The organism is Candidatus Thiodiazotropha sp. AKIB8 (genome assembly GCF_058244675.1).
Map to the genome: position 1 here is coordinate 1 of NZ_JBSYOO010000056.1, position 16,313 is coordinate 16,313.

Below are 16,313 nucleotides of genomic sequence, written 5' to 3' on the forward strand. Positions count from 1 at the left end.
GATCTGTAGCCTATCGAGAACAGGCGGTTTATGGTCAGGTATGTAACCCCGCTTATTATCTAGGATGGCGCGCCCCGTCCAATCAACAAGCTCAAGATAGTCTACAAGACGAAAAGGTACGCCCTTAAGCATATCTTTTCTCGGGTAACCAACAAAAGGTAGCAAACCTCTGGGAGTATTGGTTTCTTTATCACTACCAGAATTCTCTTTGAACAGATGGGTGCGCTCTTTGATGGAGGTGTATTCGGACTGCTCAGGCGTCTCAGCCAGCCCTGCACGAATCGGGTTGAGATCCACATAGGCCATACAGGCTGCGAGGGCCTTCTCATCTAACAGCGCCTGTCATTTGTAGAGCGACCTGTAAAACCATCATCTTTATTGGCAATACGGGCAACCGGCTCATTAAGGCAGCGCATAAACCAGTCCAAGCGTTAGCGCAAAAAATCAAGCATATGGCTAAATAGCCATATTTGAGCTATCCTTAGTCAATGAGTCAATCAGGTTTCGAATGGAACGAGGCAAAAAACCTCGAAAATGAGCAAAAACATGGTGTTACCTTCTATGAAGCGCAGCATGCCTTTTTAGACGAAAACCGCGTTATTGCTGAAGATCTAGCCCATAGTCAGGACGAAAAGCGATATTACTGTTTCGGGCTAAACGAAGGAAAGAATGGAATACTTACAGTCCGGTTCACATATCGTTCTGGTCGCATCCGAATTATTGGTGCCGGTTATTGGCGAAAGGGTAAAAAGATATATGAGCAAACAAATTCAATATAGCGAAGAATCAATTGACGAAATCAGGCTAATTCCAGACTTCCTGCCGTCTCCAGAAGAACTTGCACTCAAAAAGAAAAATACGAAGGTAACCATTTCTTTGAGTACAGAGAGTGTAACGTACTTCAAAGATGTGGCGAAAAAGCATCATATGCAGTATCAAAAAATTATCCGCGAATTGCTTGATGAATATGTTGCGCATCAGAAAAGCGCTAACAAGTAGCTCCATTGGACAGCCAAAACTACGCGGCTTTTGTGCATTCCGCGTCGCTCTACTATTGCACAAAAGACACTCCGTTTTGGCAGCCAATGAGCTTGAAGGTTAATGTCCGCTCTTGAGGGCGACTATCATATACATTTTGCTCGCAGGAAGGTTCGCTATGGTCTGCGTTCGCAGTCTATTGCGCCGCATAAATCGCAGATCTGCTTTTGAGTTCTAGGTTTCTCATACCATGATATAGTTCAATCTTTCGCCATTGGCCGGTTGGGGGCATTGTTGAAACTGACTCCAGGTGACCGCTTTCTTTAATCATGTATCTCTACGCTCAAGCATCCGCAACGTCAGCAAAGACCACTCACTGGTAGTGTCTCATCAGTGCAGGTATGTTATTTCCTGTGGGAATAACTATACCCCCGCCCTAGACGGAGGGTGTTGTAAAGGCAAGCTATGAATATTCGTAAATAGATTTTGATCATAAAAGAACGCAAGTTAATGCACGTTTCACCCCCTAATGGTGGGGCATGGCCCCACCCTACGAATTTTGCGACACCCTCAGACGGGAGATGGGTTGGAGGAGAGGGTGTGCGCCAACCACCTTTTTAGGTTTAAGATTACAGTCGGTACTATTTCGCTGGAAACTGTGCGAAAAGGGGTTATGCTTCAGAGGTAGGAAAAAACACCCTTGAAAAGCCGGGCATAGCACCCGGCCTCTTTATTGGAAGCATCCGGGATGGATCATCAGGCTGTCAACATGAGAAAAAATAACGATGGAACTGCTCAATGCATCCGCAATGCAGGCTGGCTTTACCATGGGTATGCGACCCGATGGTCGGGAGCTGCTTGTGGTGGCGATCAAAGGTACCTTCACGATACCGCCACCCCGTCAGACTGTTTCACTGGCCGAGGCACAAAAGCCGCTGGTTGAGGCGGATAGCTTCAGTGGAGAACCCGGTCACTCAGCGCCTGTGTATGAAACCGATTATGCACCCATCAAACCTCGATGTGATGTGTTGTTGAATGGCAGTGCTTACGCCCCAGCTGGGCAGCCAGTATCCAGGGTGGAAGTCACCCTCAGAGTAAGCTCCTTATACAAGTCTTTCGCAGTTACTGGTGAGCGTGTTTGGGAAGCGGGAAATCTGGCGGTCAGTCCGGGCTATCCTGGCGTCTTTACACAGATGCCGATCAGTTACGATTGCGCCTTTGGTGGCTTGGATAACTTTCACGAGAATGAACGCAAGCACTCCGCCTTGGCGTCAAATCCCGTCGGCAGAGGATTCCACCAGCAGCTTGCCCGTGAATTGGTTGATGGCTCACCTATGCCCAACACAGAGGAGTTGAAACGCCCGGTAACGATGCCAAACGGTAACTATGCGCCGATGTCCTTTGGGCCGGTTGGTCGGGGTTGGATGCCTCGCCAGCGGTATGCCGGTACCTATGATGATGAGTGGCAGGAGAATGGTTTTCCATTTCTGCCCAGCGACTTTAATGAGGCCTACTATCAGGCGGCGCCGGAGGATCAACAAATCCCCTATCTGCAAGGGGGAGAGCGGGTGTTTCTTGAAAATCTCACCCCAGAGGGGCAGACCTCTTTCGATCTGCCACAGATTGAGATGCCAGTGGTCTTTTTCTATAAAAATGGTGAACAGAGCAGACAGCAGGCTGTCATCGACACCCTGGTTCTGGAGCCGGATGAGGGCGTGTTCACTTTGACCTGGCGGGCAATGGTGCCATTAAGGAAAAATATCTTTGAACTGACCCAGGTTCTGGTGGGAAGAAAAACCCGCGCCTGGTGGCGGGCGCGGGAGCTGGGAAAGATCTACTACCCCTCACTGGCTCATCTATCGCGCAACGCTGCAACTGAATCGGAGGAGGGGTAATGGCTACCTCCCTTGCAATCACAGCTACCGGTATGGTCTCCGGTGTAGGGCTGGATACGGCAGCCAGCTGTGCTGCAATTCGCTCTGCGATAGATAACTTTCAGGAGACCCAGTTCATCGATCGTGCCGGGGAGTGGATACTGGGTTGTGAAGTCATACTGGATCAACCCTGGCGGGGTAGAACCAAGCTGATCAAAATGGCAGCTTCCGCAATTCGTGAATCACTACAGTGTGGTACTCCATTGGATGCCCCGCAGACCCCCCTTCTGCTCTGTCTGCCTGAACAGGATCGGCCGGGACGGATAATCGATGATGACAACCAGCTGTTCCTCGATCTGCAAACCGAGCTGGAGATGGAATTTCATGAGCAGTCACGGATTATCGCCTCCGGGCATGTGTCGGTTGCGATTGCCCTGCGCCATGCCCATAACCTGATCAACCAGGGGGGGCTGGAGCGTGTTTTGATCGTTGCCACAGATACCCTGCTGGTTGCTTCGTCGTTGAGCCATTGGGAGCGGCAGGAGCGATTACTGACCAGTCAAAACTCAAATGGTTTTATTCCGGGTGAGGCAGCGGTGGCATTGATCATCGAATCCCCCCGGCAGGTAAAAGGACCTTATCTCTGTTGTCAGGGGTTGGGGTTCGGCATCGAAGCCGCAGCCGTTGAATCAGGCGAGCCTTTGAAGGCTGATGGGTTGACTGCTGCTATCAAAGACGCAGTGGGGGATGCGGGCTGTCAGGTGAGTGATCTCGATTTTCGCATCACTGATCTTTCCGGTGAGCAGTACTACTTTAAAGAGGCGAGTCTGGCGCTCAGTCGAACTCTGAAAACGCCAAAACCGGAGTTCGATATCTGGCATCCTGCCGACTGCATCGGTGAAGTGGGAGCGGCTCAAGGGGCAGTGATGCTGGCGGTGTTGAAGACGGCCTGTGAGAAGGGATACAGCAAAGGGCAGAGGATCTTGGCGCATATGGGGAATGACGATGGTAAACGGTCGTCATTGGTATGTATCTGGACAGCGGGAGATGAGTAAGAATGGCCAATAATGTATTTGCCAACGGGCGGGAGATCTCCTGTAAAAAGGCAGATGGTAAAGCGATCTGTGCCTTTCCCGATGTCTGCTTTACGCCACCACAAACCCCGGCAACCCCGCCAGGTGTGCCTATCCCATACCCGAACACTGGAATGGCCAAGGACACCACCAAAGGGAGCAAAAAGGTAAAGATCTCAGACAAAGAGATCATGCTCAAGAATAAGTCCCATTTTAAAACCTCAATGGGTGATGAAGCGGGCTGTGCACCTAAAAAAGGGATCATCACCAGCAAAATCAAAGGCAAAGTCTACTTCAATGCCTGGTCAATGGATGTGAAAGTTGAAGGTAAGAATGTGGTCAGACATCTCGATCTGACCACCCATAACCATGCCAGCATGCCGGGTCAGACACCCCCCTGGATCTATATGGACTCGATGGCACTTGCCTCTGCATCGGAAGATTGCAAAGCCGAGTCAAATAAGACCCAGGATTGCATGGAAAAGCACATCAAGAAAAACACCACGCAGCAAAAACGCAAAGATCACAAGGTGGCGGATGTCACTCAAAAAGATGCGTTGGAGGATGATTCAAAAGTCGATTGGAAAGCCCTGGTTAAAGAGGATGCAGGTAAGAAGGCGTTCTACAATAAGGCGGGCGCAACTCGGGATATGTGTGCTGATGATGATTGCAAAGGGCAGCTCGATTGCAATCTGGTGCCCTTCGACTTTGGTTGTTGTGATGGCAAGACCCCGCATCATGTCATTCCGGCGCACTGTTTTATGCCCTCTGGAGAGAGAAAGGCGGGGAGTGGTGATCGCTACCCAGGCGCTGAGTCTTATGATGACACCACAGCCCCATGCATCTGTTTGGAGGGTGGTACAAAAAGTGAGAAAGACAGCAGTGGCAAGGTAAAAGAGCATGGCCGGGTGCATGCAATAGTTGATGCCGAAGAAGATAAATTCATGAATGTTGAAGAGCTCAGCACAAAAACGGGTAAACCGAAAATGCGTGGTGGGGAGAGAGCAGTAAAGAAGACCGCGGGCACCTGGAGCTTTGAACAGGCCAATGAGAAGGGGTCCGATGCAGTCACACTGGTCAAGCAATCCTGTGACAAGGCCTGCATGAAGAAACAGTGCGAAGCAGCCCATAAAGAGATGGGAATGGATGTGGGTGAGGGCAAGTCTGATAAGGTAATGCTGAGAGCCGATTCAAGTGGTAATCGAACACCGGAAGGGTTTGTGCCTCAAGGTGCGACACCTGCCGTCGGAATAGATTAGTAACGGACTCGCAATCAAGGGAGAAACAGTATGAGTTCAGGTAAGGTTCCAGTTACCTTTTTAAATGCTTACTCTGGTAGAAAGGGGCTATTGGGGATTGCCGCATTCCCCGACATGCTCCCCGGTGACAATGTTTTCACTCGTTTCTTTATGCATCTGGATGGACAGTGGGGCCACGCAGATTTGGATTTTGATGCGAAGTCGGTCTCCTATCTGATCAATCAGGCCGCACAGACTCGGGCATGGTGGGTACTGGGTAAAAATGGTGAGGTTGCCAAGGTTAATTCGAGTGGCACTGAATTGGAGCAGATCCCCGGTGCGGGCCTCAACTGGGAAGATGCCTATGGCTATGTTGAAACCATCAAGAATATCGCTGATGAACTCTATGTCTGCGGCTATGGCAAACAGGTCTACAAGCGTGTAGACGACGACTGGATCTCGATCAGTGATCAGATCCTGACCCATGATAAAGCTACCGGTTTTTTTGATATGGATGGCCTGGATGGGAACCATATCTATGCTGTGGGTTGGCAAGGTGAGATCTACTTTTACAATGGATCGGGGTGGTTAAAGGACGATAGTCCGACCAATAGCCATCTCTCCACGGTCTGTTGCCTGGAGGATGGCACCGTCTGGATTGCGGGCAACAAAGGTGTCGTGCTTCGTGGCAGTTTCAATCAGTGGGCAGAGATTCGTAGTGATGATTTTTCTGACCATTGGTATGGCATGGCAGCTTTCCAGGGGAAGATCTATCTGGCTGCCAATCAATCACTCGCGGTTGTCGATGGAGAGGAGATAGTCCCGCTTGATGTAGGGCTGAAAAAAGCAATCACAACCAATCGATTGTTTACCAAGGAGGGATTGCTCTGGTCTGTCGGGGAGAAAGATATTCTGGTGTTCGATGGAGAGGCCTGGAGAGAGATCCTCCATCCAGACAACATTTAAACAATATAGGACACTAGATAGAGACTACTCTTTAGAGTTCATCACCTTATCCCAAAAACTGCCCCAAAAACCCCGCTGTTCTTCGATCTGGTTCAAGCGTTGTTCAAGTGCACTGATTCTGTTGAGTGTCTCTCTGTCAGGCTCTGGAGTCAGAACGGGGGCTGCTTCTTTCTCATGTTGCAACACCAGCTGCTCCAGGTATTGGGCAATTGTCAGACCTTCACTCTCCGCTGCGGCAGCTATAGTGGCCTTGGTTTCCGCTGACATCCCTTCGAGGTGCCACGGATTGGCTGCTTTTTTCTTAGTTGCAGGTCTGCTTTTAGGTTGCTGTTGCTGTGAGACTGCTTTTTGTTGATTACGCACTGGCTTTTTCTCCAGGTGCTTGAGTGTGATCGGCTTCTGCGGCATAGCCGAGTAATCACGCTTTGGTCTCTTCGGGGGCTTCTTCGGAATAGAGGATGCTGATCTGGTTTTATCGCTATTAGTGTCTGACATGGCTTTCGCTTTACAGCAGAATTAGTGGTGATAACCGCCCCTTCAATTTCGTGAAATGGCGATGTACATAATATGCCATTTTACCAGGGTTGGCTGAAGTGTAGCGGAAACTGATGCCGAGTGGTGAAATTAATATTCTGGTTTCTATCATCGTACTTTCCCTATTACACTCTCAAGATTAACCTCAGGCGAAGTGGAATCAGACACTTCGCCTGAGCTGCTTGGGTTGTTTGTGAGTACCAGTCTCACTACTGACTAACACCGAGTTGGATCAAGCTGCATTGGCTTGTTTTTTAGGAAAAGACTCGCCCTGCTTGATGATGTCAAAGGTCTTGAGCACAGTTGTAAAAGCGCGATTACTCGTTGCTGCAACGATAGCGTCGAAAATATCCCTGTCGGTAAAGCCCAGTTTACGAATTTCCTCGATGTCTGCTTGAGTGATGCCCTCTGGATCTTCAAGAGACCTCATCGTGAGGCTTAGCAGTGCCTTCTCCTGATCGCTCAAGGGGGCATTGCTGATGTTATTAACTGTGGCCTGAAGTTGCTCCGGTGTCATACCCAGGTTTATTAGAAAGCCAGCGTTGAAATCGATGCAGTAGGGACAATCTACTGAACTAGAATTCAGATAGCGGATCAGTCCTAGTAACTCCGGACTGAGTTGTTGATGCTGGACAAAGTAGCTGAAGCTATCAACGAATGCCTCCAGCAGCGGCGGGCTTATACCGTATAGAGCCAGGCCGTCCGGAATCAGGCCCAAGGTGTTTTCAATGGCTTTGAAAATAGCATTTACAGACTCTTGCTCTTCATTGGGTGGGGTTGGATCAATCAGTGCTGTTGTATTCATGGAAGTTTCTCCTCAAGTTTCGAATCTGAATTGACTGGATTCTTGGTTAACCCTGGGCAATGGCTTGTCCAAGCTCCTCGTTTGTCATGGCCTTACCATCAAGATTCCAGGCACCATCGACGGTGTGAACCACGTTGACATAGATGTGATCTCTGGGTTGTTTTCCACCGGAAAGCTCGTGGATGATGTCGGTGGCTTCCTGGAAAAAGCCCTTCTGTGCCTCGCGGTCAATAAAGGCAAATGAAGGTACTTTCCACTCCACCCAGGCGCCATCAAACTTATTTCCACCAGAGTAGGTTGTGCCCTTTGGTTGGATATTAAGGATCGCAGTGATATTTGGGGTCATAACGCTGTTACCGGTCAGACTGTGCCATTTCAGCATTGCGTCAGTAATGCGCTGTATAGCAATTGTCTCAGTGCCATCTGCTAGTACGCCTTCGGTCAGGGTCAGGGATAGTGGCATTTGAACTCTCCTGTTTTGGGTGTTTAATCTATCGATAACGACCGTTATCTTTAAGGGCCAAAAAAAAGACGGCCAGTCCGTCTGTGCAGATAACGATCGTTATCCATAAGTTAGATTACGATCGTTATCTTGTCAACTATAATAGTTGTAGAATTGAGAATACGAGGTGCAGATGCGACACGATCCTGAACAGAAACAAGCCACAAAAACTAAGATGTTAGAGGCTGCCCACCGTGAATTTCGACGTCAGGGGTACGATGGTGCTGGCGTTGATGGTCTTGCGAAGGAGGCTGGAGTCACCTCGGGAGCATTCTATAAACACTTCGGTTCGAAGGCTGATGCATTTCGTGAAGCGGTGGTGCTGGGTGTTGGTGAGTTTCAATCGGCTGTCGAGTTGTACCAGGAAAAGTATGGTGACGACTGGCTAGAACGCTTCGCACGATTCTATCTTGGTGAAAAGCGCTGTGATGAACTTGGTAACAGTTGTGCATTACAGAGCCTGACACCTGAAGTTGCCCGTGCAGATGAGTCGACTCGTGAGGCATATCAGCAGGGGCTACTCAAGGTGAAGCAGGCTTTTACTTCAGGTCTTTCTATAGAGAGTGAGCGGAATCGATCGAGTGAAGCCTGGGCCGATATTGCATTATTGATTGGTGGTGTGACATTGGCACGAGCGGTTCAGGATCAAGACCTGGCCAATGAAATTACTGATGCTGTACTCAGCGCCTTTCACCCTGGCTCAGATGAGTCAGGGTGATGTCGAAGGGGGGGCAGCGCCACTATTAATGAGATGATAGATAACCGTAGCCGCTGATGTCAGTGACAGGCTGAATAGAGTGGTTAGGCGTAAAAAAGTTGGGGGTGTCGCTTCAGACTATGCTGAGATCCACTCGTTGCGAAGCTGATACTTTCATCAATCAAATTCGTGAGGCGGAGTGAGATCTGCTGCATCCCTGCTCTTGGGTGCCATAAAAAAGTTTTTTTTTACTTACCAGACGCTGTTCCCAGGTCCGATAGGGTGCTCAATAATTGATCCTGCTCAGGTGACAAGATTGATCAGAACAGAAACCATCCAAATGCCTGCAAGGGCAAGAATCAGTGTATCGATTGAAAGGAATTCGCGAAATGGCGTCTTCATGGTGTTACCTCTTAATTACTGCTATCGGTATACCGGTACTTCTATGTGCCAGAACCCTGAGAAAGTCTAGGGTGAAATCAACTCTATATGTTCCTTGAATCAATAACTCTTATCATGCCCTCCATGGGAGCCTGGGGTTCATTATCGGGTTAGTGATTATGAATGGCCCTGCCCACTATTTCGGCAAGTTATAGAATAAGTTGATCTCCTGCATTGAAAAATATCAATTGTTCGAGTGGGATAATCCTCTTTGACTATTGCTCAAAGTTGTTTACTGTGGGGCTTGTCACACTGCTGATAACCTTTTAAAGTGAGCGCTGGGAGTTGGCCAGACAGTCGCTGTAGCTTGATGATTCAGGATATGCAGAGGAAAGTCCGGGCTCCGGCGGGCAGGGTGCCAGGTAACGCCTGGGAGGCGAAAGCCTACGGAAAGTGCCACAGAAAATATACCGCCAGTGGCTTTGTCATTGGTAAGGGTGAAATGGTGCGGTAAGAGCGCACCGCGTCTCTGGCAACAGTGATGGCAGGGTAAACCCCACCCGGAGCAAGACCAAATAGAGGAACAGGCCGGTTTTTTAACTGTGCCAAGTGCGCCCCCACTGTTCCTGGGTAGGTTGCTTGAGGTGTGTGGTGACACACATCCCAGATGAATGACTGTCCTTGACAGAACCCGGCTTACAGGCCGACTCCCTCCACTTTGCCCCACAATGCCCTTTCTGGGCCCCTTTAATCTTCATAATCTACTTTAGGTTTGCTGGTCATGCTTTTGTATTTCCAGTGGATATTTGTGCCCTTCAAACCACTTTGCTTGGTGTGTGTAAGCTACTGAGCCAAAACGAGTTTTTACATTATCTACCTTGACAGAAGGCTGAGGTGAGTCCTAATATGGGGAGAGGTGGAATAAAGTGGGGAAATAGGGAAAATATCGCCGAAAGAGGGGCACTGATTTGTTTCGAGGGATTTCATCACTGAATTTGGATGCGAAAGGGCGTCTTGCAATACCGACCCGGTATCGCGAGCAGCTCGTGGATGTCTGCGCCTCCGAATTAGTGATAACCGCGGATAAGGATCACTGCCTGTTGATCTATCCCAAGCCCACTTGGCTGGAAATAGAGAAGAAGCTGATGACTATGCCCACATTCGATGATGCGGCGCGGAATCTGCAACGTCTCTATATAGGTAGCGCTACTGAAATAGACATGGATGGTCAGGGCAGGATTTTGTTGCCCCAGGAGTTACGCGGGTTTGCCGGGCTCGACAAAAAAGTCGCCCTGGTTGGTCAGATCAATAAGTTCGAGTTATGGGATGAAGAGACATACAAGTCTAAGCAGGAGACCTGGCTGCAAAAGGTGGATCTGACAGATCTCGATTTACCGTCAGAGTTTAAATCCCTTTCGATCTGATGGAACAGAGACATCTTTCTGTACTGTTGCAGCCCTCTGTTGAGGCGCTGAAGATTGATCCGCTGGGGATCTATATAGATGCCACATTCGGTCGGGGTGGCCACAGCCGCATGATCCTTGAAAGATTGGGTGTAGCGGGACGGCTGATTGCTATCGACAGGGATCCTCAGGCTGTAGCTCATGGTGAGCAGTTGTTTGGCGAAGATGGCCGCTTTCGAATGGTACAGGAGAACTTTGCCATGCTTGCGCAGGTCGCGGTACAGCAGGGTGTGATGGGGCAGGTGAATGGGATCTTGTTGGATCTTGGTGTCTCCTCGCCTCAGTTGGACCAAGCGCAGCGGGGCTTCAGCTTTAGCCAGAACGGCCCTCTGGATATGCGCATGGATCCAACCCATGGCATTTCGGCAGCAGAGTGGTTGGCTCAGGCAGAAGCCAGAGAGATTGCCCAGGTGTTGAAGACCTATGGTGAAGAGCGGCACGCCAAACGGATTGCGCGGGCAATTGTTGAAGCGAGGGCTGAGCAGCGTATCGATACCACAGGACAGTTGGCAGAGCTGGTGAGTCGAGCAAACCCGTCATGGGAGAAGGGCAAGCATCCGGCAACCAGGAGTTTTCAAGCGATTCGCATATTTGTGAATGGCGAGCTGGATGCGTTGAAAGAGACATTGGGTGGTGTGATTGATGTTTTGGCCCTGGGGGGCAGGTTAGCCGTTATTAGTTTTCATTCATTGGAAGATCGTATTGTGAAGCGCTTTATGCGTGATCAGGCGAAGGGCGACAATTTTCCGCCTGGATTGCCTGTAACTGAAGACCAGTTGCGGCCCAGGTTGCGCTTGGTGGGCAAGGCAATCACCCCGGATGAGACTGAGACCGGTGCTAATCCAAGGGCTCGTAGTGCGGTTTTACGTGTTGCGGAGAGATGTTCATGAGCCGCACTGGAAAGGTTATGTTTGCGATGTTGATACTGGCGGTTATCACCTCTGCGGTAGCGGTTGTCTATAGCAAATATTTAAGTCGCAAATATTTTGTTGAGTTGCAGGAGTTACAGGCGGAGGAGGAACGCATTGGCGTTGAGTGGGGCAGGTTGCAGTTGGAAGAGAGCACCTTGGCTACCTACTCCGTGGTTGAGCAAGAGGCGCGGGATAGATTGAAGATGCATCTACCCGATTTTACTGAAATCGTAGTCATTAAGCACTGAACATGGCTGTCAGGAAAAAGAGAAAAGCACAGCAAGCGGAGGTTATCCGGCAACCGAGCTATCGCGCACGGCGATATTTTGTGCTTGGTATGTTGGCTTTTGCCTACACCACACTGATTTGGCAATCAGTGGATCGGCAGGTGTTTGAAACTGCTTTTCTTCAGGAACAGGGTGAGCGCCGTTATCTGCGTACTATGAAAGTCAGTGCCAGCCGAGGCATGATTACCGACCGTAATGGTGAACCCCTCGCGATTAGTACACCGGTTAAAAGTGTGGTGGCTAATCCGCGGGTGCTGAAGAGTGACAGTCAGACCATTGGTGCATTGGCTTCAATTCTCGATTTGGATCCTGATCGCCTGCGCCGTCAGCTCTCGAGTGATCGCAGTTTTGTCTATCTGAAACGTCGTATTAATCCCGATCAGGCTGAACAGGTCAGTGCGCTGCAGATGAAAGGTATTGATCTGCTTTCCGAGTACCGTCGTTTCTACCCCAGCAGTGAAGTGATGTCGCAGATTGTCGGTTTTACCAATATCGACGATCAGGGGCAGGAGGGGATGGAGCTGGCCTATGATCAGTGGCTCAGTGGTACAGCTGGTGCAAAGCGGGTTATCAAGGATGGCAGTGGCCGTGTGGTTAACCAGGTCGAGAATATCCAGAGTCCAGCTCCAGGCAAGGATCTGGTTCTGAGTATAGATCGCAGGCTGCAGTTTCTGGCTTATCGTGAACTTAAAGCTGCTGTGACCAAACATCGAGCCCGCTCCGGCTCGGTGGTGATTCTGGATGCCCGCAATGGCGAAATTCTGGCGATGGTGAACAGCCCCTCCTACAATCCAAACGACTTGCAGGATCGCCGCTCAAGCCGGTTGCGCAATCGTTCAGTGACCGATGTTTTTGAGCCCGGTTCTACCATTAAACCCTTTGCTGTGGCGGCGGCCATGGAGCAGGGTGGTTTCAACCCGACAACACCCATAGATGTCTCTCCCGGTTATATGAAGGTCGGTCGCTATCTTGTACGTGACCATCGCAACTACGGCATGATCGACGTGGCAACAGTGCTACGTAAATCGAGTAATGTCGGCGCCAGTAAAATTGCACTTTCAATGTCTCCTGAGACCTTGTGGGGTGTCTATTCGAAATTAGGCTTTGGTACCAGCCCGGAGAGCCTGTTTCCCGGAGAGTCCAGTGGACGACTGCCCCATTTTTCCGATTGGTCCTCGTTTGAGCAGGCAACGCTCTCTTTTGGATATGGACTTTCAGTCACCCCGCTGCAGCTGGCTCAGGCCTATGCGGTATTGGCTAATGATGGCAAGCGCTTACCGGTTTCTCTTCTGAAATTGGAAGCGTCTCCTCCTCCTGGTGAACGTGTTTTGCGCCAGAGCACGGCAAGAAATGTAGTAACCATGCTGGAGGCTGTGGTCAGTCGCGAAGGCTCCGCCCCAATGGCTGCGGTTCCTGGATACCGGGTTGCAGGTAAAACAGGTACAGCTAAAAAATCGGTTGCCGGTGGTTATGCAGAGGATAAATATTTGTCCCTGTTTGTCGGCGTGGCACCTGCCAGCCACCCGCGTCTGGTAATGGCTGTTTTCGTTGATGAACCTAAAGGTGAAGAGTACTACGGTGGTCAGGTTGCCGGGCCCGTATTTTCAAAAGTGATGAGTGGTGCTTTGCGGTTGCTGAATATTGCACCTGACAAGCCCTGGCATGATGACAAGTTGATGGCCCGTCTTGGAGAGAAGGAATGATGACGGCCACAGAGATTCCAGAGACACATCGTCTATCGACATTGCTGTCAGGTATGGCAGATGTTGCACCGCATCTCGATCGGGATATCAACGGACTCTGCCTGGATAGCCGCAAGCTGGTTGTTGGTGATCTGTTTCTGGCCTGTGCCGGTACTCAGCAGCATGGTCTGGTTTTCGCTGAGCAGGCGATTGCTGGAGGTGCTGCTGCCATCGCCTGGGAGTCGGGTAGTGATAATGCCGCTCAGCTTGCTGCTGAATTGGCTGAAGCTTCAGTGCCAATGATCGCTGTAGCCGAATTGTCCAAATGTTTGAGTCAGATTGCCGGGCGTCTGTATGCTGATCCCAGTCATCAAATGACCCTGTATGGCATTACCGGTACCAATGGCAAGACCAGTATATGTCAGCTTTTGGCTCAAGCGCTGGGAACGGTTGAATGCTGCGGTATCGTGGGAACCCTCGGCGCTGGTCTGCCAGGGCAATTGACCACTACCGGGATGACAACACCGGATGCGATAACTGTTCAGAAATTATTGGCTGACTTGCTTGAACAGGGTGCCAGCTCGGTGGCCATGGAGGTCTCATCCCATGCCCTGGATCAGTATCGGGTAGAGGCGCTGGCCTTTGATTGTGCCATTTTTACAAATCTCAGTCGTGATCATTTTGACTACCATGGTAGTTTGGAAAATTATGCCGAGGCAAAGCGCCGGCTGTTCGAAATGGCTGGAGTGAGCGCTGCTGTCATCAATCTGGATGATCCGTTTGGTAGGGAGCTGGCTGAAACTCTATCCGACAAGTTGGCAGTGTTCGGCTATGCCGTCGAATCAGAGACCGTAGTTCCTGATGGATTGCAGGGTTGGGTTGTTGCAAAGCAGGTTGAGCCTTCACAACGGGGTTTGTCTATTTCAATTGAGACAGATGAAGGCGCAGGGTTGTTAGTGAGTGCTTTGTTGGGACGTTTCAATGCGGCCAATCTGTTAGCGGTTTTGAGTGTGTTGCAGCATAAAAACTGGCCCTTATCCAAAGCGATTGATGTGCTATCAAGGCTTTCGACAGTGCCGGGTAGAATGGAACTCTTCGGTGGTGCAGGCAAACCTTCGGTTGTGGTTGACTACGCCCATACCCCGGATGCGTTGGAGAAGGCGCTTCAAGCCCTCAGATTGCACTGCCCTGGTCGCTTGTTCGTGGTATTCGGCTGTGGTGGGGATCGTGATCACGGTAAGCGGCCAATGATGGCTGAGGTGGCAGAGCGATTGGCAGATCTCTGTTATCTCACCGATGACAATCCACGCAGTGAGTCAAGTGAACAGATTCTTGAACAAATTCTAGCGGGCATGACAAAACCTGATTTGGCGAAGGTGATCCCTGACAGGGGAAGTGCCATTCGTACCTCTGTCTTATCCGCGAGTGCTGATGATCTGGTTCTGGTTGCTGGTAAAGGTCATGAGGATTATCAACTCATAGGGGATCAGGTTTTACATTTCGATGATCGGGAGGCGGTTGTTGCAGCCCTCGATTCCTGGCCTGGGGGGATTAATGAATAGACTCTCCCTCTCAGAAGTGGCGAATGAGTTGAATGCTGTGCATCAGGGGAAGGATGTCAGCTTTCAATCGGTCAGTACCGATAGCCGCACCATCCAGCCGGGTGATCTCTTCGTGGCTCTGACAGGTCCGAATTTCGATGGTCACCGTTTCGTTGAAACGGCGATTCAGAAAGGTGCAGTGGCGATAATGGTCTCTACTCCACAGAACTCTGAAATTGCTCAGCTGCAGGTGGCAGATACTCGTCTTGGTCTGGGGCGTCTGGCCGGATATTGGCGTGACCGCTTTGAAGTGCCTTTAGTGGCTATTACCGGCAGCAATGGCAAAACTACAGTTAAAGAGTTTCTGGCTGCAATTTTAAATATCAGAGGAACGGTTCTTGCCACCAAAGGCAACCTGAACAATGACATTGGTCTGCCACTGACGCTTCTTCGGCTTCAGGATGAACAGTGCGCCGTTGTCGAGATGGGTGCAAACCATCCGGGAGAGATCGGTTACCTGAGTCAGATTGCCCATCCTGATGTTGCATTAATCAATAACGCCGGGGCAGCACACCTTGAGGGGTTCGGTGATCTTTCTGGCGTAGCTCAGGCGAAAGGTGAAATCCTCAGTGGACTGAAACCATCAGGGGTTGCAGTTTTAAATGCTGATGACGAATTTTTCGCGCTATGGCGAGGCTATACCGGTGAACGTCGGATAATCTCATTTGGCACCTCATCCAAAGCCGATGTTCAGAGTGATCTCAACCAGGCTGAAATGCGCTGGACAGATCAGGGCTTTCAGAATCATATGCAGGTTCGCTATCTGGATCAGCAGTTCGAGGTGCAGATTTCACTGGCTGGTCGACACAACCTGATGAATGCCCTTGCGGCAATTGCTGCGGCATTGGGGATGGGGTGTAGCGTGGAGGATATTCAGCTGGGACTCGCATCGGTTCAAGCTGTTGAAGGGCGTTTGCGTCTGTTGGACACTTCAGCGGGCTACCGCCTTATCGATGATAGTTACAACGCCAATCCAGACTCAGTTGACGCAGCGATTGAGGTGCTTCGCAGTGCACCAGGTGAGCGCTATCTGGTACTGGGTGATCTGGCTGAACTGGGTGCCGATGCCGTGGTACTTCATGCAGAGATTGGTGAACGGGCAAGAGAGGCTGGCCTGGAGCACCTTTACACCCTTGGTGAATTGAGTCGTAGCGCTGTGGCGCGCTTCGGTGACGGGGGTGTTGCCTTCTCCAGTTTGGGTGAGTTAGTGGATGCACTGGATGCTGAAACCCGTAGTGGTGATGCCGTGCTGGTCAAAGGATCGCGTAGCGCGGGTATGGACCGGGTGGTAGAGCGTTTAATGCACATGGGGAGGGGTTGA

General features: G+C 50.4%; 16 protein-coding genes, 1 other RNA gene and 1 pseudogene. 14 read left to right on the forward strand and 4 right to left on the reverse strand.

Features of this window, described 5'->3' with window-relative positions; genetic code table 11:
* Positions 1–306, reverse strand: a pseudogene (locus AC4IFB_RS20435) (transposase); the annotation flags it as partial.
* Positions 307–488: 182 nt separating this feature from the next.
* Here AC4IFB_RS20435 and AC4IFB_RS20440 point away from each other — a divergent pair.
* From AC4IFB_RS20440 to AC4IFB_RS20465, 6 genes are all read left to right on the forward strand, one after another.
* Positions 489–779, forward strand: coding sequence for a BrnT family toxin (locus AC4IFB_RS20440; RefSeq protein WP_490781167.1), 291 nt, complete (start codon positions 489–491; stop codon positions 777–779).
* A complete protein-coding gene (locus tag AC4IFB_RS20445; RefSeq protein ID WP_490778155.1) occupies positions 670–999 on the forward strand; it encodes a CopG family transcriptional regulator in 330 nt (109 codons plus the stop codon). The genes AC4IFB_RS20440 and AC4IFB_RS20445 overlap by 110 nt, the downstream gene beginning before the upstream one ends.
* Before the next feature lie 764 nt (positions 1,000–1,763).
* Entirely contained in the window at positions 1,764–2,873 is a 1,110-nt protein-coding gene (locus AC4IFB_RS20450; protein ID WP_490781168.1) for a DUF2169 family type VI secretion system accessory protein, read from the forward strand.
* The gene (locus AC4IFB_RS20455) at positions 2,873–3,907 is read left to right on the forward strand and encodes a hypothetical protein (RefSeq protein ID WP_490781169.1); all 1,035 of its coding nucleotides are present in this window, start codon (positions 2,873–2,875) and stop codon (positions 3,905–3,907) included. The genes AC4IFB_RS20450 and AC4IFB_RS20455 overlap by 1 nt, the downstream gene beginning before the upstream one ends.
* A 2-nt stretch (positions 3,908–3,909) precedes the next feature.
* Complete coding sequence (locus tag AC4IFB_RS20460; RefSeq protein ID WP_490778152.1) at positions 3,910–5,184, forward strand: PAAR-like domain-containing protein; 1,275 nt, start codon at positions 3,910–3,912, stop codon at positions 5,182–5,184.
* 30 nt (positions 5,185–5,214) lie between these two features.
* Positions 5,215–6,129 carry a beta propeller repeat protein gene (locus tag AC4IFB_RS20465; protein ID WP_490781170.1) on the forward strand — a complete coding sequence of 305 codons (915 nt, stop codon included), beginning with the start codon at positions 5,215–5,217 and terminating at the stop codon, positions 6,127–6,129.
* Between the two features lie 24 nt (positions 6,130–6,153).
* Here the strand turns inward: AC4IFB_RS20465 and AC4IFB_RS20470 are convergent, their stop codons facing one another.
* The 3 genes from AC4IFB_RS20470 to AC4IFB_RS20480 all read right to left on the reverse strand — a co-directional run bounded on the left by AC4IFB_RS20470 (position 6,154) and on the right by AC4IFB_RS20480 (position 7,931).
* On the reverse strand, positions 6,154–6,624 hold the full coding sequence (locus tag AC4IFB_RS20470) for a hypothetical protein (protein WP_490778150.1): 471 nt from the start codon (positions 6,622–6,624) through the stop codon (positions 6,154–6,156).
* Positions 6,625–6,895: 271 nt separating this feature from the next.
* Complete coding sequence (locus tag AC4IFB_RS20475; RefSeq protein WP_490781171.1) at positions 6,896–7,468, reverse strand: carboxymuconolactone decarboxylase family protein; 573 nt, start codon at positions 7,466–7,468, stop codon at positions 6,896–6,898.
* 46 nt (positions 7,469–7,514) lie between these two features.
* Positions 7,515–7,931 carry a hypothetical protein gene (locus AC4IFB_RS20480; RefSeq protein ID WP_490778148.1) on the reverse strand — a complete coding sequence of 139 codons (417 nt, stop codon included), beginning with the start codon at positions 7,929–7,931 and terminating at the stop codon, positions 7,515–7,517.
* A 172-nt stretch (positions 7,932–8,103) separates the two neighbouring features.
* On the opposite strand from AC4IFB_RS20480, the gene AC4IFB_RS20485 reads away from it, so the two are divergent.
* From AC4IFB_RS20485 to AC4IFB_RS20520, 8 genes are all read left to right on the forward strand, one after another.
* Positions 8,104–8,688 (forward strand): TetR/AcrR family transcriptional regulator, encoded by a 585-nt coding sequence (locus AC4IFB_RS20485; RefSeq protein ID WP_490781172.1) that lies wholly within the window; start codon positions 8,104–8,106, stop codon positions 8,686–8,688.
* Between the two features lie 701 nt (positions 8,689–9,389).
* Positions 9,390–9,763, forward strand: an RNA gene (rnpB, locus tag AC4IFB_RS20490) — RNase P RNA component class A.
* 253 nt (positions 9,764–10,016) lie between these two features.
* A complete protein-coding gene (gene mraZ / locus AC4IFB_RS20495; RefSeq protein WP_490778146.1) occupies positions 10,017–10,472 on the forward strand; it encodes a division/cell wall cluster transcriptional repressor MraZ in 456 nt (151 codons plus the stop codon).
* On the forward strand, positions 10,472–11,401 hold the full coding sequence (rsmH, locus tag AC4IFB_RS20500) for a 16S rRNA (cytosine(1402)-N(4))-methyltransferase RsmH (RefSeq protein ID WP_490781173.1): 930 nt from the start codon (positions 10,472–10,474) through the stop codon (positions 11,399–11,401). The genes mraZ and rsmH overlap by 1 nt, the downstream gene beginning before the upstream one ends.
* A complete protein-coding gene (ftsL, locus tag AC4IFB_RS20505) occupies positions 11,398–11,670 on the forward strand; it encodes a cell division protein FtsL (RefSeq protein WP_490778144.1) in 273 nt (90 codons plus the stop codon). Before rsmH ends, ftsL begins: the two co-directional genes overlap by 4 nt.
* A gap of 2 nt (positions 11,671–11,672) precedes the next feature.
* A complete protein-coding gene (locus tag AC4IFB_RS20510) occupies positions 11,673–13,412 on the forward strand; it encodes a peptidoglycan D,D-transpeptidase FtsI family protein (protein WP_490781174.1) in 1,740 nt (579 codons plus the stop codon).
* Positions 13,409–14,953, forward strand: a complete 1,545-nt coding sequence (locus AC4IFB_RS20515; RefSeq protein ID WP_490781175.1) for a UDP-N-acetylmuramoyl-L-alanyl-D-glutamate--2,6-diaminopimelate ligase — start codon at positions 13,409–13,411, stop codon at positions 14,951–14,953. Before AC4IFB_RS20510 ends, AC4IFB_RS20515 begins: the two co-directional genes overlap by 4 nt.
* Positions 14,946–16,313 (forward strand): UDP-N-acetylmuramoyl-tripeptide--D-alanyl-D-alanine ligase, encoded by a 1,368-nt coding sequence (locus tag AC4IFB_RS20520; protein ID WP_490778141.1) that lies wholly within the window; start codon positions 14,946–14,948, stop codon positions 16,311–16,313. Before AC4IFB_RS20515 ends, AC4IFB_RS20520 begins: the two co-directional genes overlap by 8 nt.